General features: G+C 35.5%; 22 protein-coding genes. All 22 read right to left on the reverse strand.

Annotated features, from left to right (window positions below; translation table 11 throughout):
* Positions 1-5 precede the first annotated feature (5 nt).
* Entirely contained in the window at positions 6-875 is an 870-nt protein-coding gene (locus C1724_RS11530) for a MinD/ParA family protein (RefSeq protein WP_102346927.1), read from the reverse strand.
* The gene (gene flhF, locus C1724_RS11535) at positions 859-2,016 is read right to left on the reverse strand and encodes a flagellar biosynthesis protein FlhF (protein WP_102346928.1); all 1,158 of its coding nucleotides are present in this window, start codon (positions 2,014-2,016) and stop codon (positions 859-861) included. Before flhF ends, C1724_RS11530 begins: the two co-directional genes overlap by 17 nt.
* Positions 2,013-4,055: a flagellar biosynthesis protein FlhA gene (gene flhA / locus C1724_RS11540; protein ID WP_102346929.1), complete on the reverse strand. Its 2,043-nt coding sequence runs from the start codon at positions 4,053-4,055 to the stop codon at positions 2,013-2,015. The genes flhF and flhA overlap by 4 nt, the downstream gene beginning before the upstream one ends.
* An 85-nt stretch (positions 4,056-4,140) precedes the next feature.
* Complete coding sequence (gene flhB / locus C1724_RS11545; RefSeq protein ID WP_102346930.1) at positions 4,141-5,226, reverse strand: flagellar biosynthesis protein FlhB; 1,086 nt, start codon at positions 5,224-5,226, stop codon at positions 4,141-4,143.
* Positions 5,227-5,229: 3 nt separating this feature from the next.
* Entirely contained in the window at positions 5,230-6,006 is a 777-nt protein-coding gene (fliR, locus tag C1724_RS11550; RefSeq protein ID WP_102346931.1) for a flagellar biosynthetic protein FliR, read from the reverse strand.
* Between the two features lie 6 nt (positions 6,007-6,012).
* The gene (gene fliQ / locus C1724_RS11555) at positions 6,013-6,282 is read right to left on the reverse strand and encodes a flagellar biosynthesis protein FliQ (RefSeq protein WP_102346932.1); all 270 of its coding nucleotides are present in this window, start codon (positions 6,280-6,282) and stop codon (positions 6,013-6,015) included.
* A gap of 10 nt (positions 6,283-6,292) precedes the next feature.
* On the reverse strand, positions 6,293-6,973 hold the full coding sequence (fliP, locus tag C1724_RS11560) for a flagellar type III secretion system pore protein FliP (RefSeq protein WP_102346933.1): 681 nt from the start codon (positions 6,971-6,973) through the stop codon (positions 6,293-6,295).
* Positions 6,970-7,662, reverse strand: coding sequence for a flagellar biosynthetic protein FliO (gene fliO / locus C1724_RS11565; protein WP_102346934.1), 693 nt, complete (start codon positions 7,660-7,662; stop codon positions 6,970-6,972). The genes fliP and fliO overlap by 4 nt, the downstream gene beginning before the upstream one ends.
* Before the next feature lie 21 nt (positions 7,663-7,683).
* Positions 7,684-8,046 carry a response regulator gene (locus C1724_RS11570; RefSeq protein ID WP_102346935.1) on the reverse strand — a complete coding sequence of 121 codons (363 nt, stop codon included), beginning with the start codon at positions 8,044-8,046 and terminating at the stop codon, positions 7,684-7,686.
* A gap of 18 nt (positions 8,047-8,064) precedes the next feature.
* On the reverse strand, positions 8,065-9,330 hold the full coding sequence (gene fliY, locus C1724_RS11575) for a flagellar motor switch phosphatase FliY (protein ID WP_102346936.1): 1,266 nt from the start codon (positions 9,328-9,330) through the stop codon (positions 8,065-8,067).
* A complete protein-coding gene (fliM, locus tag C1724_RS11580) occupies positions 9,320-10,318 on the reverse strand; it encodes a flagellar motor switch protein FliM (protein ID WP_102346937.1) in 999 nt (332 codons plus the stop codon). Before fliM ends, fliY begins: the two co-directional genes overlap by 11 nt.
* A gap of 43 nt (positions 10,319-10,361) precedes the next feature.
* Entirely contained in the window at positions 10,362-10,793 is a 432-nt protein-coding gene (gene fliL / locus C1724_RS11585) for a flagellar basal body-associated protein FliL (RefSeq protein ID WP_102346938.1), read from the reverse strand.
* Positions 10,794-11,012 carry a flagellar FlbD family protein gene (locus tag C1724_RS11590; RefSeq protein ID WP_102346939.1) on the reverse strand — a complete coding sequence of 73 codons (219 nt, stop codon included), beginning with the start codon at positions 11,010-11,012 and terminating at the stop codon, positions 10,794-10,796.
* Between the two features lie 46 nt (positions 11,013-11,058).
* On the reverse strand, positions 11,059-12,012 hold the full coding sequence (flgG, locus tag C1724_RS11595) for a flagellar basal body rod protein FlgG (protein ID WP_102346940.1): 954 nt from the start codon (positions 12,010-12,012) through the stop codon (positions 11,059-11,061).
* Between the two features lie 87 nt (positions 12,013-12,099).
* The gene (locus C1724_RS11600; protein ID WP_102346941.1) at positions 12,100-12,477 is read right to left on the reverse strand and encodes a TIGR02530 family flagellar biosynthesis protein; all 378 of its coding nucleotides are present in this window, start codon (positions 12,475-12,477) and stop codon (positions 12,100-12,102) included.
* Between the two features lie 38 nt (positions 12,478-12,515).
* Positions 12,516-13,175 (reverse strand): flagellar hook assembly protein FlgD, encoded by a 660-nt coding sequence (gene flgD / locus C1724_RS11605; protein ID WP_102346942.1) that lies wholly within the window; start codon positions 13,173-13,175, stop codon positions 12,516-12,518.
* Positions 13,176-13,193: 18 nt separating this feature from the next.
* Positions 13,194-14,564 carry a flagellar hook-length control protein FliK gene (locus C1724_RS11610; RefSeq protein WP_102346943.1) on the reverse strand — a complete coding sequence of 457 codons (1,371 nt, stop codon included), beginning with the start codon at positions 14,562-14,564 and terminating at the stop codon, positions 13,194-13,196.
* A gap of 32 nt (positions 14,565-14,596) precedes the next feature.
* The gene (locus C1724_RS11615; protein ID WP_102346944.1) at positions 14,597-15,280 is read right to left on the reverse strand and encodes a MotE family protein; all 684 of its coding nucleotides are present in this window, start codon (positions 15,278-15,280) and stop codon (positions 14,597-14,599) included.
* Complete coding sequence (fliJ, locus tag C1724_RS11620; RefSeq protein ID WP_102346945.1) at positions 15,277-15,732, reverse strand: flagellar export protein FliJ; 456 nt, start codon at positions 15,730-15,732, stop codon at positions 15,277-15,279. Before fliJ ends, C1724_RS11615 begins: the two co-directional genes overlap by 4 nt.
* 2 nt (positions 15,733-15,734) lie before the next feature.
* Positions 15,735-17,051 carry a flagellar protein export ATPase FliI gene (gene fliI, locus C1724_RS11625; protein WP_102347900.1) on the reverse strand — a complete coding sequence of 439 codons (1,317 nt, stop codon included), beginning with the start codon at positions 17,049-17,051 and terminating at the stop codon, positions 15,735-15,737.
* Positions 17,038-17,859, reverse strand: coding sequence for a flagellar assembly protein FliH (gene fliH / locus C1724_RS11630; protein WP_102346946.1), 822 nt, complete (start codon positions 17,857-17,859; stop codon positions 17,038-17,040). The genes fliI and fliH overlap by 14 nt, the downstream gene beginning before the upstream one ends.
* A complete protein-coding gene (gene fliG, locus C1724_RS11635) occupies positions 17,852-18,865 on the reverse strand; it encodes a flagellar motor switch protein FliG (RefSeq protein WP_102346947.1) in 1,014 nt (337 codons plus the stop codon). Before fliG ends, fliH begins: the two co-directional genes overlap by 8 nt.
* Between the last annotated feature and the right edge of the window lies 1 nt (position 18,866).

Below are 18,866 nucleotides of genomic sequence, written 5' to 3' on the forward strand. Positions count from 1 at the left end.
ATTCCCTACCTTTCCAAAAGATATTGCTTTAGTCTAGCAATAAAGCTATAGGAAGAAGTAATCCCATTTTGGTTTAGATTATTTTTTAAGTAACGTGTTACAATTTTATCCATTGATCGACTAACATTGGAGTCAGGTGCATAAATAGAGAAAGGCACTTGTTGGCTCACAGCTTTTCTTACTATATTGTTGTCGGGTAAATCACCTAGCAATGCTATATCCTTATCCAAAAAATGTTTCATTGTCTTGCTAAGTCGATTAAAGGTAGATAAGGCTTGTTTTTCAGAAAACGCTTTATTCACTAAAATATAAAAAGGTAATTCTGAGGCTTTCAAATGGATATATTTCATCATCGCATAGGCATCAGTAATAGAAGTTGGTTCAGGTGTCGTGATCACAAAAATATCATGAACAGCCATAATAAAATTCAAGCTTTCCTTTGATATCCCTGCCCCCATATCAAAAATGATATAGTTGTACTCTGTTAACAAGTCTTCAAACTGGTTTAGAAATGTATCCAATTTACTATCATTTAATGTAAATAAAGTTGATAACCCGGTTCCAGCGGCTATATATGATAAATTTTGAGGACCTTTTTCAATAATGTCTTTTAAAGGCATCCCGTTCTCAAAAACATTCACAATATTATGTGTTGGAGTAACCCCCATTAAAATATCAATATTACCCATTCCTATATCCATATCAAATAATAGCACGTTAGAACCTGCTTTTGATAAACCTAGGGCAAAATTTAACGAAAAGTTTGATTTTCCAACCCCACCTTTACCACTAACCACCGCGATCGCTTTAGACGGGTGGGAACCATTTTTTAATTGTTCAATTTTACGGCGCAATTTTTCAGCTTGATCCATCATTTTTGTTTACCCCAAGGACTATATTAGTAATCGATTCTGGTGATGCCTCAACTATATCATCGGGAACATTTTGCCCGGTTGTTAAATAGGCAACACCTGTTTGATATTTAGTTATTAAGTTTAGCATTGATCCATACTTAGCAGTTTCATCTACTTTTGTAAAAATAAGCTTATCAATATTTATCACCGAGAACTGTTGATAAATTTCAATCATGTCATCATATTTTGAAGTTAGTGCCAGTACAAGAATTGTTTCTAAATCTTCTCCATACTCGATTACCGATTTTAAATCTTCAACATATTGTTTATTCCTAAAGTTTCTTCCTGCAGTATCAATTAAAACTAGATCAAAGTGAGAAAAACGATCCTTTGCTTTTTTAAAATCATCAACAGTATAAGTAACTTCCAAGGGAATATTTAATATTTTGGCATAGGTTTTTAATTGATCAATTGCAGCAATTCTATACGTATCGGTAGTGATAAACGCAACCTTTTTGTTATACTTAAGGACCGCTTGTGCAGCTATTTTTGCTAAAGTTGTTGTTTTTCCTACTCCTGTTGGACCAACAACGTTTATAAATTTCTTTGAATAATTGATGGCCCCGAAAGGCAGTTGCTCTAATTTATGAATATAATACTCCTTAACCCAACTTACTATTTCTTCAGATGTCGCTTCACCTTTATTTATGTACCACTTCTCTAGCAAGTGACCCATAGTATCTTTTATAATGGCATTATCAATTTCCTGCTCAATTAGAAGTTGATGTAATTGTCTTAGAGGACCGGGATAATGTTCGAAACTATCCCGGTTACCATTGTCTGAGAACTCTTTCATCATTGCTTTTAAACCTTGGATTTCTTTTAACAAATCATTATTTGTTTTATTACGAACTTCTTGTTCAACATTTTTAGAGATTTTATTTATCTCTTCATAATGCTGTTTTGGGACAGTTGGCTTTTTAGGTAGTGGGTGCGGATCCACCGCAGCAATTACTTCGATATTTTTTTTTGTAAAAAAACCAAAAACACCGCCCTTTTGGACAACTTTTGAATTAAGAATAACAGCATCCTGTCCAAGTTCATTTCTAATCATTTTCATCGCTTCCGGCATCGAAGGAGCGATAAATTTTTTTACTTTCATTCAATGTTCACCACCCCAACACTCTGCACTTCTACAGTTGATTCTAATTCATTATACGATAGAATCGGGACTGTTGGCAGATACGGTTCAATTAATTGCTTAACATACATTCTGACAGCAGGAGAACATAAAATTATCGCAGACTGCTCTAACATCGAAACCCTGTCAATTTCCCCCGCAATATTTTCAATTAAAGCTTGGGTAGTGTTTGGATCAAGTGATAAATAATTACCATGTTCAGTTTGCTGTATTCCTTCTGCTATCGTTTTTTCGACTTTACCTGAAAGAGTTATTACTCTTAGCGAATCGTCACCATCAAGCAAATATTGTCTAGTTAATTGTCTTGATAGTCCCTGTCGAACATATTCTGTTAACAAATCTGTATCATTAGTCAATCGGCCATAATCAGCTAACGCTTCAAAAATAATTGGTAAATTTCTAATCGATACTCTCTCTTTTAAAAGCTTGGCTAAAACTCTTTGGATATCACCAATTGATAATGGATCTGGTGTTACTTCTTCTACTAAAATTGGGTATGATTCTTTTAAGTGATCTATCAATTGTTTTGTTTCCTGACGTCCTAAAAGAGCATTAGCGTTATTTTTTATGATTTCTGTAATATGTGTCGAAACAACAGAAGGAGGATCAACAACTGTATAACCTGATAACTCAGCAGCTTCTTTCATTTCTTCGGAAATCCACTTAGCTGGTAAGCCAAAAGCAGGTTCTACTGTATCAATCCCTTCGATACTTTCATCTTCAATACCAGGACTCATCGCCATATAATGGTCGAGTAATAGTTCACCCTTCGCCATTTCGTTTCCTTTAATCTTTATTCGATATTCATTTGGTTGTAATTGAATATTGTCGCGAATTCTAACAACGGGAACAATTATACCTAATTCAATTGCTAATTGCCGACGAATCATTACTATTCTATCAAGTAAATCTCCACCTTGATTAGTATCTGCCAACGGAATGAGTCCATATCCAAATTCGAATTCAATTGGATCAACTGTCAATAAATTTACAACACTCTCAGGACTTTTCATATCATCCATTTCCACATCTTCATCCGCTACTGCCGTTTCTATTTCTTGTATTCGAGTTTCATTTTTACTTAGATAAAAACCTCCTGCAGCTAATAAACCTGCTATTGGTAAAGTCAAAATGTCATTAATCGGTGTAAATAAACCTAATCCTGCAATTGTACCTCCGGCCACATATAAAAGCTTTGGATATGCAAACATTTGGCTCATGACATCAGACCCTAAATTACCATCTGATGCAGCTCTAGTAACAACTATACCAGTTGCTGTAGATATTAAGAGCGCTGGTATTTGACTCACTAAGCCATCACCAACAGTCAGTAATGTAAATCGTTGGGACGATTCTCCAAAACTTAAATCCATTTGCACCATTCCAATAATAATCCCAAACACAATGTTAATAATCGTTATGATAATTCCAGCAATAGCATCACCTTTAACAAATTTACTAGCTCCATCCATTGCTCCATAAAAATCCGCTTCCCGCTGGATTTTTTCACGTCGAACTCTTGCCTCTGAATCAGAGATCATACCAGCATTTAAGTCTGCGTCAATACTCATTTGTTTACCTGGCATTGCATCTAATGTAAAACGTGCCGCCACTTCAGACACACGTTCAGAACCTTTTGTAATAACCATAAATTGAATGATTATTAAGATCAAAAACACAACTAAACCTACTAATGCATTTCCACCAATTACGAATGATCCAAACGCCTCGACTACTCCACCAGCTTCTCCCTTTGATAAAATAGATCTTGTCGTAGAAACGTTAAGACCCAATCTAAATAATGTTAAGAGTAACAATAATGATGGGAAGATAGAAAATTCAAGAGCTTCCTTCATATTCATCGAGACAAGGATCACGATTAAAGCTAGGGTTATATTAATAATAATGAGTACACTTAATAACCACCCTGGGAACGGGATAACAAGCATCGCTATAATTAAGATAACTCCAAACAATACTGGAAGATCTCTTGCTGTCATTAAAATTCTCCCCAATCAGAAATAATATCGAAAAGCGTAAGCGCCTTGGTCAGCCCCAAAAAGGAAGATTACCTTCAGCACTTTGCTATATTTTCCTCTTTAAACGATATACATAAGCTAAAATCTCAGCTACAGCTTTGAAAAATTGTTCAGGAATACGATCCCCAAGTTCTGCTTGGGCATACAACGCTCTTGCTAATGGTCGGTTTTCAACCATTATTACGTCGTTGTTTTTTGCAACTTGTTTTATTTTTAGAGCAATATAATCTACACCTTTTGCTACCACTATGGGGGCATCGGATTTTGTTTCATCGTATTTTAATGCGATGGCATAATGGGTTGGATTCGTTATAACAACATCTGCTTTAGGTACTTCTTGCATCATTCGTTGCATCGCCATTTGTCTTTGTTTTTCTTTAATCTTAGATTTGATTTTAGGATCACCTTCCATGTTCTTATATTCATCTTTAATATCTTGTTTGGACATACGAAGGTTTTTTTCATGTTCAAATTTCTGATAAGCATAATCAAATATTGATAGGATAATAAGTAGGATTGAAACCGTTATTCCCATCTGTACTGTTATCTTGCCTAGAAAAGCTAGTGAAGCGCCAACACCCTGTTGTGATAGCAATAAAACACCATCAAAATTTATCCATAGGATCGCAAAAGCACCTGTTCCAACGATTAAAATTTTTAAAATTGATTTAAACATTTCAACTATAGCGCGAATTGAAAAGATTCTTTTAGCACCTTGAATTGGATTTATTTTTTCTAATTTAAACTGAATAGTCTCACTTGAAAATAAAAAACCAAACTGCATATAGTTAGCAGCTAGACCAGCTATAAAAACAGTAAGCATGATAGGGGCTACAAAATAGGCAGCTTGGAATGTGTATTCAAGAAACATTTTTTCAATATTTTCTTCAGTAAAGTCCCAGAGCATATATTCTTGTAAAGTATGGGTGAGCAGTGCTAACATCTCGTCCTTCATCATAGTGCCGATAAACATTAATAGCAAAAACACAAAAAATAACATGATAGCACTGCTGACATCTTGACTTTTAGCAACCTGACCTTTTTTACGTGCGTCTTGTCGTTTTTTCGGCGTCGCTTTTTCTGTTTTTTCGCCTGAAAAAAACTGCAAATCAAGTTCAACATAGAATGACATTAATTATACGCCCCCAATAATCTCCATAAACCCACGCATTGTATGAAGCATACTTTCAAACAATTGCTGAAATAGCATAATAAAAACAGGCATAGTAATAATAAGCAATATAAAACTGACTAATATTTTTAGAGGTAATCCAACAACAAATATATTTAACTGTGGTACTGTTCTAGCTGTAATGCCCAAAGCCAAGTCCACTAAGAACAAGCAACCAACGATAGGAATGGCCATTTGGAAAGCAATGATAAACATAGTATTAAAGGTTTTCGTTACAAATTCAGCTAACCGTTCACTTCCAAGTGGTAGCCAAGGTTGTTCCAAAGGAATTAATTTATAGCTATAGAAAATTCCATCTAATAATAAATGATGCCCGTTCACAACTAGTAATAATAGCAAGGCAAATGTATATAAATATTGACCGGTAATTGGACTTTGAGCCCCTGTTTGCGGATCAATAACATTAGCAATCGCAAAACCCATCTGAAAATCTATAAAACCACCGGCAATTTGAATAGCTGACATAATCATAAAAGCAATAAGCCCAATCATCAATCCTACTAGAATTTCTTTTAAAATTAGCATGAAATATGTTTCATCTATCGTTAAAATTGGACGCTCCAATGAAAAAAACATTAAATATGATAAAAAAATAGATAAACCCACTTTATAACTGTTAGGTATGTTCCGATAAGAAAAGAGAGGGACGGTCACAAAAAACGACGTAACACGAATAAATATTAGTAAGAACACCGGAAATTGATTAATAACATCAACCATAGCTATTTAACCTATAAATTTATGGAGATTATTAAAGATTTGATATGAGTAGTCAATAATTCGCGAAAGCATCCAAGGACCAAAAAAAACCATTCCAATTAGTACAGCTAAAATTTTAGGAATGAATGCTAACGTTTGTTCTTGAATTTGCGTCGTAGCTTGGAAAATACTAACAATTAAACCCACTCCCAATGCTAATAATAAAAGCGGCAACGAGACCCAAAGTACAGTCATAATTCCTTGTTCGGCCAGTCCTATAATAAAATGCGAGTTCATTTAATCACCCTTAAAAACTTAATAGTAAAGATTTCACGACTAGATACCATCCGTCTACCATCACAAATAATAAAATCTTAAAAGGTAAAGAAATCATTACTGGTGGGAGCATCATCATCCCCATTGACATAAGTACGCTTGCGACGATCATATCAATGACTAAAAATGGTACAAATACCATGAAACCGATTTGAAATGCGGTCTTAATTTCACTGATTGCAAAAGCTGGAACGAGTGCCGTTAATGGAATATCATCTAAAGACTGTGGTCTTTCCATTTGCGCATATTCAATAAAAAGCATTAAATCTTTTTCTCTTGTATGCTTACTCATAAACGCTTTAATCGGTTTTGCTGCTTCCTCAAAAGCTTCTTCTTGTGTTATTTCACCATTTAAAAATGGAGCCAGCGCCTGGTCATTAATTTCGGAAAAAGTTGGTGCCATAATAAAAAATGTTAAAAATAATGCTAAGCTTATTAATACTTGCGTAGGTGGCATTTGCTGGGTCGCCAAAGATGTTCTCACAAAAGAAAGAACAATCACAATTCTCGTAAAGCTTGTCATTAAAATTAAAATACTTGGTGCAATTGAAAGGACTGTTAAAAGAAGAATTAATTGAACGGTTGTTGAAACATTTGTTGGATCATCGCTGTTAAAAAGATCTAGATCAATTCCAGGTATGAATTCATTCATTCGTCTTGATCCTTCTTAAATTTTTCATAGATCTTTTTTCTCCCCTCAGACAATTCACTTAATTGGTCTTTCAATAAGTTGCGAAAATCCATCTGCGTCCCTTTGCTTTCATTTTGTTGTCCTTTACTAGGTAACCATTTATTTAATATTGTTTGACTAATATCCAGCGGTTGGGTTTGAGTTTTATTCGTTAACTGTTCAATTTCCTCAGGTGAAGTAATTTCTTTTAATAATTGAATAGATTCACCAACACCTACTACAAATATTCGCTCCCCGATTCGAACAAGTTGAATAGAGCGATTCGTACCAAGAGAAAGCCCACCCAGATTTTCCATCGCTCTCATTTGGCCAAACAATTGGTTTTTCTTATTAATAAATCGCAAAATAATATAAATGAGGGCTATTACTATGCCTAACGCAAAGAACATTTTAACGAAATCGAACCATGAAAACTGACTCTCAAATTCAGGTATGTCTGTTTCAGTAGTTTCTTGCTCAGATTGATTACCATTATTTGTTTCTGGTTTATTTTGATTTTGATCTTGTTCAATCTCAACTTGTTCATTAACATTCTTGTTTTCAGGCGTATTAAACATGTCATTAACTGTTTTTCCAGTCTCCGCTTGGACAGCTTGTCCAAACGGAGTAAATAACATAGCCATAATTGTTAAAACTAGCAAATATCGCAACAACAGTTGCCACCTTCTTTACTATCCTAATGTTTTCTTAATAGCTTCAATTACACGATCTGCTTGAAAAGGCTTGACAATAAAATCCTTAGCACCAGCTTGAATCGCATCTATTACCATAGCTTGTTGGCCCATTGCAGAACACATAATAATCTTCGCATTGCCATCTATTTTCTTAATTTCTTTCAACGCCGTAATCCCATCCATCTCAGGCATTGTAATGTCCATTGTTACTAAATCAGGGTTTAGTTCCTTGTATTTTTCAACTGCTTGAACGCCATCAGCCGCTTCACCAACAACCTCAAACCCATTTTTCGTTAATATATCCTTAATCATCATACGCATAAAAGCTGCATCGTCTACTATTAAAATTCTTCCTGCCATTTGAAAGTCCCCCATTTTTTATTGTAATTTTCTTATTCGGTCTGTCTGGCTAATAATATCAGTTACCCTGACTCCAAAGTTTTCTTCAATTACAACTACTTCTCCCTTAGCAATCAGCTTATTATTAACTAAAATATCAACCGGTTCACCAGCTAATTTATCTAGCTCTATGATAGATCCAGATGAAAGCTCCAAAATCTGTTGTACAGACCGCTTTGTTCTACCTAACTCTACTGTTACTTGCAATGGAATGTCTAACAGCATATTTAAGTTCCCAACTTCTTGTGGTAGCGCATGTGGTTGCTCAAAGGATGAAAATACTGCTGGCTGAACATTTGCTGGATTAGCTTGACCCGCGCCAATATGCTGCGGACCATTAAAAGTCGGCATTACAGGTATTTGTGGTTGAGCAAAGTTTCCCATTTGTTGATAATTTGGCATCGAGGTATTGTTAGGTTGATTATCCATCGGCTGTACTTGTTGTTGCATTGCAGGTTCTGATGGAGTCGGTCTAGTATTTGCATGATTAAATGGACTTTGTGAATCATGATTTGTTCCTTCAGTTAATTCTGGTCCAAAATCCGGTTGCGGATTCAACAAATTTTCGACCATTTCTTTTGCAAAGTCAATTTGTAACAATTGCATAATATTGGAATCGATTAAATTACCAATCTTTAAGTTAAACGAAATTTGTACAAGCACCTCGTCTTCAGGAATACGATCTGTACCGGCTCCCTGAATAAAATCAAGAACATCAATACTAGGTGGCGATATATCAATTTTTTTACTAAAAATAGTCGACATTGAAGTTGCTGCAGAACCCATCATTTGATTCATTGCTTCTTGGACAGCACTTAAGTGAATCTCATCCAAATCTTCCGTAGGGTTAGTACCATCTCCACCTAACATTAAGTCTGCAATAATTGATGCATCCCTCTGTCTTATTACTAACACATTATAGCCTCTGAATCCTTCTGTATATCTGACTTGGACAGCCACATAAGGTTGAGGAAAAGCATCCGCCAAATGGTTTCTTTGAACGACTGACACAGTTGGTGTAGTAATCTCAACCTTTTGGTTTAATAACGTAGAAAGTGCAGTCGCAGAACTACCAAAAGAAATATTACCTACTTCTCCTAACGCATCTTGTTCCATTGAAGACAAATAATCTTCCACTAATGGGAGGTCAACGTTCAATCCACTATTACCAAAATCACTACTGTCATCACTGCCTCTTAATAATGCATCAATTTCATCTTGTGACAGCATATCATCACTCACCATCTTCGTCACCTCCCATATATCTTTCAAGTATTTGGATAGCAAGTTTATTTTTCTTTGTTCCCGGTTGACCAACAAATTTCGGATGATCAGCAACCTTAATTGTTAACGGTTTATCAATTTGCTGATCCAATTGAATTACGTCACCAATATTAAGGTTTAAAAATTCCTGTATACTTATCATTGACTCACCTAAAATTGCCTGTACAGGAAGCTGAGCTTTTTTTATTCTTTTTTCAAGTAAAGAAATTTCCTCAGGCAAAGGTTCTTTTTTAGATGTCTGCATCCAATAATGTACAGAAAGTTTCGGTATAATAGGCTCAAGTACTACGTGAGGAAGGCAAATATTAATCATGCCACTTGTTTCCCCAATCGTAGTATTTAATGAAATGACTACAACCGTTTCATTAGGTGAAACCATTTGCAGAAATTGAGGATTCACTTCAAAATCGGTTAGAATTGGATCGATTTCAACAACAGAAGTCCATGCTTCCTGCAGGTTTTCAACTGCTTTTTCAAATAAGTTGGACATTACCTTCGTTTCAATTTCGGTTAAATTATCAACCTTATTGATACTTACGCCAACTCCACCAAGAACACGGTCTAACATAGCATATGCAATGTTAGGATTAACCTCTATTAAAAGTCGACCTTCAAGCGGTGGTACCTCGAAGACGTTCAGAATTGTCATTTTTGGAATAGAGCGGATAAATTCTTCATATGGGAGCTGGTCAACAGATGCAACCGAAATATGCACATATGTTCTGAGCTGTGCAGAAAAATACGTCGTTAACAGTCGCGCGAAGTTTTCATGAATCCTTGACAGACTTCGGATTTGATCCTTCGAAAAACGTAAAGCCCGCTTAAAATCATAAACCTTAACCTTTTTTTCTTTTTCTTCTTTTTTAAGTTCATCTGCATTCATCTCTCCTGCAGACAATGCTGAAAGCAGCGCATCTATTTCACTTTGGGACAAAACTTCTTCTGCCAATCAACCTCACCTCCCTATATATGCTCCATATGTAGGAACCTTTTTATTGTACAAGTCGATTTGTAATATATACTTTTTGGACCATACCTTCTTGAAGAATTTCATTTATTCTCATTTTCAGCAGCTCTTCGACCTCAATTAGTCCTTCTTTGCTCGTAAATTGAGTGGATTTCATCGATGCTAGTTCCTGTATTAGAATATTATCAACTTGAAAGTCTCGTTTTTGTAACTCTGCTTTTGCTTTTTTGCTATCAGTCTGTATTTTTAATTTAATTACTACATAAGAACCATCAATTAAGTTAGTTGTTATTTCTTCAGTATCTATAGACAGCTCTAAAATTTCGTCGATTGTAGGTTCTGGAGGATTACTCTCATTTTTCGTGAAATTAGTAATGACAAATAAAGCAACTACACCAATTAATGTGATAGTAATTAATATTACGATCATCGTACCTACTAGCTTATTTTTAAACAATTAATCCCCCTCCCTTTTTTGTTTATTTATTGAACCAATGATATTTATGTCTCCGTAAAATTCCTTAATTAAAAGAATAACATCTAGTTCATTTTCTCGCACGACAATTTTTTTACCATTCGACAATGTAATCGTTGTGTCAGGAAAAGATTGAAGTTGTTCAATATATAGCGCATTTAAATAAAAGCTCTGACCGTTTAATCGCGTTAGTTTTATCAAGTGATTTTGGAGCTAAGCGGCTGAGCTTAGCTCCTACCTCCCAACTTTATCGTTTCAGATTTACCAATTCCTGTAAAATTTCATCTGAAGTTGTGATGATTTTTGTATTGGCTTGGAAACCCCTTTGGGCAACGATCATTTCAGCAAATTCCTCTGATAAATCTACGTTTGACATTTCAACGGCTCCGGATAGAACTGTAGCTGTGCCGTTAGTTCCGGGCGCTAACATTTCCACTAATTGGATGCCTTCTGTATCATCTGTATCAAGTACACCAGAGTTAGTTGTTTCTTTATATAAGTTCTCCCCAACTTTTTCTAATCCACTGTTATTAGCAAATTTTGCAAGTCTAATTTGTCCGGCAACACTTAATGTTCCATTTGCATCCACAAACGAAACAGTTCCATCTCCACCAATACTATAACTTTGCGCATCTGTTGGGATTTGTATCAACCCAGGTTCTCCACTTAATACCCAAGGTGTACCTGATGGTGCTTTAGTTGCAGCTTCACCGATTAAATACATACCATCGCCGTTAACTAAATATCCATCTTTATCAAAGTAGATATTTCCTAATCTTGTATAATTAATAGACATATCTGTTTCAATGCTTTCACCAACAAGTTGGTTTCCATCAGTTGTGTCGATTGATGGATCAGGATTAAATTCACTTGTATCATTAATAGTTCCGACAATAAAATATCCATCTCCGTTTAACGCTAAGTCCAACGCTCTACCCGTAGTTTGGGTACTTCCTGGTGTATGAATAGTATCAATCGTTGCAAGTTGTGTACCTAATCCGATTGACTTTGGGTTAATACCACCTCTTGTTGCACTTGACCCACTTGCTCCAGCTATTTGTTGGCTAAATAAATCTTTAAACACAACTCTTCCTTTTTTAAATCCATACGTATTTACGTTAGCGATGTTATTACCAATAACATCCAACTTAGTTTGGAAGTTTTTAAGACCTGATATTCCTGAATACATTGAACGTAACATTTATATTCGCTCCCTTTAATATATAATTCGTTGCATCTGTCGGTCAGCAACGTAATCGAGCTTCCTTACGGTCCAGCTCTTAAATCTTTAGATTAGAATCGTTCCATTTATATTGGTAAATATCTGTTCAGCTGCCTCATTGCGGTCCATCGCTGTGATCACCGTATTATTTTTTGCACTAACGATTAGCGCAGCTTGTTCTGTTACAACAAGAGAGTCATGAACTCCTTTTATCCTGGCTTCATTAACTTTTTTCTCAATCTTGGTCCAAAGCTCTGGATCAATTTTAATATTTCTTTCATTTAGGCGTTTTTCTGCATGTTTACTAATTTTTAACGTAGAACTATCTATATTATTTAATAACTCTTTAAAGGATGACCCCGTATTTACCTTTGGTTGATTTCCATGTTGTTTTTTTATGTGTGAGAGTGGATGGTAGTTTGATTGATGTATACGAAAATCCACGATTCCACCACCTATTTAATTATAAGTTCATATTAATACTATTGATTCGTCACTTTGTTTATTTGATTACCGTTGACCAAAGTCCCGTTAGCTAATTCATATATTATGCTGCCATTCTTGGTTTGAACAGATCTAACTACAGACTCTTCTACCATATTATCATCATTAAGCCAAGAGACCATTTTTCCGATCATTTGGCTAGCTATCGCTAGCTGATTTTCATATGATGTTTCAGGCTGATTTTTCACTTTCTTAATTTCATCCTGATAAATAACTTTCCCATCAGTCAGATGAATTTCAACCATGTCCTTATTATTAACAATTGACTCTATTATTCCTTTTCCAGATTCAATGGTTGGTTCTAATTCCTTTCCATTATCATCTGTATTTTCCGTTACGGTCTCCCAGTCAATCTCTTTCCCAATCCAACCTACATAAGAGCTTAGTGCGTTACTTTTTTGAAAGTCAATAAATTTCTCGAGTGAAGAAGCCATTTTAGTAGTCTGCTCCAATGATGTAAATTGTGCCATCTGTGCAATAAATTCTTTATCTTCCATTGGGTTTAGTGGATCTTGGTTTTGCAATTGGACCATTAATATTTTTAAAAACTCATCTTTTCCCAATGAATTTGATGGAGTATTTCTATGTGTTTGCTTATAGTTTTCTAAAAATAGACTTGAATCAATTGTATTAGTCATTATTTTGTCACCTCGTCCCTATATCATCATATTGAATAATTCTTCTTGGAACGAATTTGAATTTGAAGAATCATCTTTGAGATTATCCGTGTCTTGTTGTTTTTGTTTTGATTCATGCTGTTGGCTATCTTCCTTATTACTTCCCTTAAATTGGCTATCTCCTTGATATTGGATATCAAACTTCTCAACACTAATGTTTTGTGTTGAAAACACATGTCTTAGTGAATTGAGATTAGATTCGATCACCTCTTTGGCAGTAGCTGAAGAAGCAATAATACGAGCCACCATTTCACCATTTGTTTCTGATAGCTTAATAGTTAATGAACCTAAATGGGCCGGATTTAATTTGATCAGCAATTGATTTGTACCATTTATAGATGTTGTAAGTTTACTTTGACTCATAATGTTTTTTAGTTGCTTTAAAATCTGATCTTCCGGCAGTGTAGAACCTGTTCCCGGTTGTTGCACAGTTAATACATACTGCTGTATACGATTTACAGAACCGCCATCTTTTACGGAATTAGTTAATAATTGATCGAATATATCTACATCAACTGTTTGTTTAGAGTGAGCGCTTTGATTTAAATTTGTTATCTTATCAACAGGAGCATGTGGATCGTTGTTTGATGCTCTATTGTTGCTCTCAGCTGAACTGCTGTATAACACATTCTGAATAGCCTGTCTAATCTCCGTATTGCTCTGTTGAATTGGTTGGTCAGCAATCATAGGAATTTTATTTTTTCCTAATTCAGTAGAACTTTTTTTCTCAATTAATGGTACAAGTTCTTTCAGAAATGTTGAAACATTAACCGGATTACTTGTTAAGTGAACACCTAGTTTGTCATTTATTAGATTTTGTATTACTTTTACAATTTCTTTTTGTTCAAATTGTTCGGGAAATTGACCTTTCTTATCGAGTTGATAAGCCGTAATCAATAATAAACCAAGTTGTTCTAAACTGCCTTTTTCTGTTTGGGATAATAATCCCTCAAAAGAACTGCCTGTTTGGATAAATTCTGTTAAAAGCTGCTGTAAAGTCAGGGGAATTTGATTGAATAACCCAAGTAAGTCTGCGTCTTGTAGCAACTCTGGATCTATAAAGCCTTCTAGCATAGGCAACGTTTCAAATAACTGATCAAAAGCTGATAGCAATTCATCCCATTTAATTTCTATATCACTAACAGGTACCATTTCGGTAGCTGTTAAGGATGAACCCTCTAAATCATTTTGTTTTGCTTTTTCAACGATTGAAGATCCATGTATCACACTATCTAAAAGTTGACTAAACTCATTTGAGTCCGCTTTGACTTTCTGATTGTGTAACATATTTCCAATTTTGTTCACCTTTGAACTAGTTGAAGCTGTTGCTAGTAATTGTACCGCATTCATTTTTCTCACCTCCTTTCAAAGTAGCCTGTGAGCTAATTTGGTGTGTCCAAATTCCCTGTGGTTTTAGTAGTCGCTAATTCCTTTTGTTCATTATCTGTATTTTCTGTTTCATTTTTTATTAAAACAGTTAATTCTGCTGCTTTTACAGGGTCCATTTTTTCAAGCACAGCCGCCCTTGACTCATTGTTCATATTTACTAGGATATCTAATACTTCAATAGTAGGCATTTCCGAAAGGATCGCGGCAGCTTTTTTTGATGACATTGTTTCATATAATGCCGCAACCTCTTCTAGCTTAATAGAAATATTTTTTTTAGACTCCTTCAGCAGTTGAATTTCACTTGTCATCTCTTCAATTCTCTGCTGCGATGCAGTTAGTTCTTTTTGTTTTGTCTCTACATCAGCTTGCAGCTTATCTATTTCTATCTTTTGATCCTCAATTGTTGCTTTTAGATTAACTACTGTTTCTTCTATCTCTATTTCTGAGGTGGATGAGTCTACCATTTTAGAAACTAATGGGATTTTATTGCTATACTTATCTGCCATATCAAATACGTTCAAACCAGAAATAGTGAGCACCACTAAGATTACTGCAATTGAAAAAAGAAAGGGAATTATGATAACAAAAATAAACCATTGTAATTTACTATAACTTTTTTTTTCGTCAAGATCTTTTTGTGTAGCATCAATGCTATTAGATTGTAAGTTTTTACTCATGAAAACACCTTACTTCCTCGGTTCATAAACTGCTGAATCGAGATTTCATCCATTAATTTGCCTTCTTCTAATTGTTGTTGTTCTCTGAAAGTTTGTATGGCATTTTTCTTCAGCTTTTCATACTTTTTTACTTCAATATTTTTCTCGACCAATACCTTTTCTTTTAACTCCATTTCCTGCCGAGCCAGTATAACAAGCTGCTGTTGTTGGCTGATTGACTGTTCTATAAAATGGATCGAACGGTGAAGTTGTTGAATTTGCTGGATGTTTAAACCTGATTTAATTTTTAATTGCTGAAATTCTTCCATTTCTTCTTTATGTTTCAAAAACTCATAAAGCTTAGTTGCTACCAATTCAAACTTTTTAACGGCATCATTATATTCGCCCAATACTTTATCTTTTTCATTTTCTTTAATTGATAAAACTTTTTGCAATTTATATTGAAACACCATATCTAGTCACCTTTTTCTATTAGTTTTATTAACATGGATATGGATTGTACTTTTTTCATATTTTCAGATGTTTCTTGCTTTAAGAATGAAATGATTTTAGGATAGAAACGGATCGCTTCGTCGATCTCTCTTGAGGATCCGCGTTTGTATGCACCAATATTAATCAGATCCTCAGAATCTTGGTAAGTTGCTAATAAGTCTCTTAGTCGTTCAGCCGCTTTCCTATGTTCTGAAGCCACGATATTATTCATTACACGACTTACGCTTTTTAAGACATTTATAGCTGGATAATGACCTTTATTAGCTAACGCGCGATCCAACACATAGTGGCCATCAAGTATACCTCTTACTGCATCTGCTATAGGTTCATTCATATCATCACCATCGACTAATACCGTATAAAACGCTGTAATTGACCCCAAATGATTAGTACCTGTACGCTCCAAGAGCTTTGGTAAGATCGAGAATACCGAGGGTGTATAACCTTTAGTCGTCGGGGGTTCACCAACAGCTAACCCTACTTCACGCTGCGCCATCGCGACGCGGGTCACGGAGTCCATCATTAACATTACATTGTAACCTTGATCACGATAGTATTCTGCGATAGCTGTGGCAGTATATGCACCTTTAATTCGCATTAAAGCAGGTTGATCTGATGTTGCGACCACTACTACAGACCGTTTCAAACCTTCTTCACCTAAATCTCTTTCAATAAACTCCCTAACCTCACGACCTCGCTCACCTATTAAAGCAATTACATTTATATCAGCTTCCGTATTACGCGCAATCATTCCTAATAACGTACTCTTCCCAACACCACTACCAGCAAATATCCCAATTCGCTGTCCTCTTCCAACCGTTAGTAAGCTATCGATGACACGTACACCAACCTGGATTTCATCAACAATCGGTGGCCGTTTCATCGGATTTGGTGGGTCTTGCTCAGTCGGAACAGATGTTAATCCTTTAGGTAATGGTGTTTCATCTAATGGATATCCTAGTGAATCAACAACTTTCCCTATTAATCCCGCTCCTACTTTTACGTGTAGAGATTCACCAGTTGCTTCAACAAGACATCCTGAAGAAATATCTTGCACATCTGTATATGGCATCAAGATCACAAATTCATCTCTAAAACCAACTACTTCAGTTCGAATCGTTTTTTTTCTTTTATTGCCTACATGGATTAGACAGACATCACCAATCGACGCCTCAGGTCCACGTGATTCAATCATCAAACCAATTACCCTATTAACACGCCCGTATCGTTTAAAGGTATCAATCGAATCAATTCTATCTAGGAGATTAACGGCTTTCATCATCCCCATCCTCCTCTAAAAGCTGGAGCAATTTTATTTTCATCTCATTCAACTGATTATCAATGCTTGCATCTATTCTTCCAAAAGATGATTCAATAATACAGCTAGTCTGTCCAAGCTCATCGTCTGGATAAATATAAAGTTCTGTTAACGGATTTGTAAATAATGCTCGTATCTCAGCTTTCTGTGAAACTACTAAATCATAGTAAGCTGGATGGACATGTATCTGAATATTTTGGTGCTCTTTTACTTCCTTAATAACGCGTTTTACTAAATTTAAGAAGGCATCCGGGTTAAGATCAAGTGTAAAGCCCATAATCTTTTCAGCCGTTTTTAAGCCTAGGTGAAGTATGGTCATTTCCGATAGTTCAATATTTTTTTGATAATCATCTTTTGCGACCAACACCGTTTGCTGCGCCTCTGCAATTGCCCCTTTGTATTCGCTATATCCGTCCTGTTTTCCAATTTCAAAACCTTGTGCAAATCCTTCTTGCTTCGCTTGTTCAATCCAGTGTTCTTTTTCAACGTCCCACGATTGTCTCTCGAGCTCAATTTGATGTAGCATTTCATTATATTTTTCCTGCGCTTGCTGAATAATAGTTGAAGCCTTTTGTTCTGCTTCAGCAACTATTCTTGCAGCTTCCATCTCAACTTCCTTAATATCCATTTTAGGTTTCTCAAGGTGATCATCGAATTCATTATTATGTTCTAACATATCATTCTGCTGGAATGCCAACGGTTTTAGAGTAATGATTCTTTTGTTTTCAGCATCACCTTGCGTGAAGTTTGCTTTGATAACCCTAGACAATAATATCATCTCCTCCACCACGAGCAACGACTATTTCACCGGCTTCCTCTAATCTCCTAATCGTTGCTACAATACGTGTTTGAGACTCCTCTACATCACGTAGACGAACAGGACCCATAAATTCCATTTCTTCTTTAAATGTATCAGCCATACGTTTTGACATATTTTTAAACACAATATCCTTAACTTCTTCACTTGCAACCTTCAAAGCTAGCATTAAATCTTCATTTTCGCAATCACGGATTACACGTTGGATAGCGCGATTATCAAGAGTAACAATATCTTCAAATACAAACATTCTCTTTTTAATTTCTTCTGCAAGTTCTGGATCTTGAATTTCAAGTGCATCTAGAATTGTTCGTTCAGTACTTCGATCGACTCCATTTAATACTTCCACTACAGCCTCAATACCACCAGTTTGGGTATAATCTTGTGTCACTGTTGCAGATAATTTCCGCTCGAGGATTTGTTCAACTTCATTAATAACCTCTGGTGAGGTACTATCCATTAAAGCAATCCTTCTTGCTATGTCGGCTTGTAACTCTTGTGGTAATTCTGAGAGTATTTGTCCTGCCTTTTCTGGATCAAGATAAGATAAAATTAATGCAATCGTCTGTGGATGTTCATTTTGGATAAAGTTTAGAATTTGGCTAGGATCGGCTTTTCTTGCAAAGTCAAATGGTTTAACCTGTAATGAAGAAGTTAACCGATTAATAATCGATGCAGCCTGTTCCGAACCTAATGCTTTTTCCAATACAGTTTTAGCGTAACCAATTCCACCTTGCGAGATGTATTCCTGAGCTAACGCTATTTGATGAAATTGTTCGAGAATATCTTCTTTTTGTTTATTTTCAACCTTCTTAACACTCGATATCTCTAATGTCAGCTTCTCTATCTCTTCCTCTGACAAATGCTTGTACACTTGTGCAGAAACTTCCGGTCCAAGAGAAATAAGCAGTATTGCAGCTTTTTGTCTGCCGGATAATTCATCTGAATTTTTTGGCATG

Origin of the sequence: Bacillus sp. Marseille-P3661 (assembly GCF_900240995.1) — a bacterium.
Classification (GTDB): Bacteria; Bacillota; Bacilli; order Bacillales; family Bacillaceae_J; genus OESV01.

Bases quoted from the DNA above. Each gene is read 5' to 3' on its own strand.
- fliJ (WP_102346945.1), bottom strand. From the start codon at position 15,732: ATGGTGTTTCAATATAAATTGCAAAAAGTTTTATCAATTAAAGAAAAT.
- C1724_RS11570 (WP_102346935.1), bottom strand. From the start codon at position 8,046: ATGGCAGGAAGAATTTTAATAGTAGACGATGCAGCTTTTATGCGTATG.
- flgD (WP_102346942.1), bottom strand. From the start codon at position 13,175: ATGACTAATACAATTGATTCAAGTCTATTTTTAGAAAACTATAAGCAA.
- fliG (WP_102346947.1), bottom strand. From the start codon at position 18,865: ATGCCAAAAAATTCAGATGAATTATCCGGCAGACAAAAAGCTGCAATA.
- C1724_RS11530 (WP_102346927.1), bottom strand. From the start codon at position 875: ATGATGGATCAAGCTGAAAAATTGCGCCGTAAAATTGAACAATTAAAA.
- flhF (WP_102346928.1), bottom strand. From the start codon at position 2,016: ATGAAAGTAAAAAAATTTATCGCTCCTTCGATGCCGGAAGCGATGAAA.
- fliY (WP_102346936.1), bottom strand. From the start codon at position 9,330: ATGGTGAGTGATGATATGCTGTCACAAGATGAAATTGATGCATTATTA.
- fliQ (WP_102346932.1), bottom strand. From the start codon at position 6,282: ATGAACTCGCATTTTATTATAGGACTGGCCGAACAAGGAATTATGACT.
- fliR (WP_102346931.1), bottom strand. From the start codon at position 6,006: ATGGTTGATGTTATTAATCAATTTCCGGTGTTCTTACTAATATTTATT.
- flhB (WP_102346930.1), bottom strand. From the start codon at position 5,226: ATGTCATTCTATGTTGAACTTGATTTGCAGTTTTTTTCAGGCGAAAAA.
- flgG (WP_102346940.1), bottom strand. From the start codon at position 12,012: ATGTTACGTTCAATGTATTCAGGAATATCAGGTCTTAAAAACTTCCAA.
- C1724_RS11610 (WP_102346943.1), bottom strand. From the start codon at position 14,564: ATGAATGCGGTACAATTACTAGCAACAGCTTCAACTAGTTCAAAGGTG.
- fliP (WP_102346933.1), bottom strand. From the start codon at position 6,973: ATGAATGAATTCATACCTGGAATTGATCTAGATCTTTTTAACAGCGAT.
- flhA (WP_102346929.1), bottom strand. From the start codon at position 4,055: ATGACAGCAAGAGATCTTCCAGTATTGTTTGGAGTTATCTTAATTATA.
- fliI (WP_102347900.1), bottom strand. From the start codon at position 17,051: ATGAAAGCCGTTAATCTCCTAGATAGAATTGATTCGATTGATACCTTT.
- C1724_RS11615 (WP_102346944.1), bottom strand. From the start codon at position 15,280: ATGAGTAAAAACTTACAATCTAATAGCATTGATGCTACACAAAAAGAT.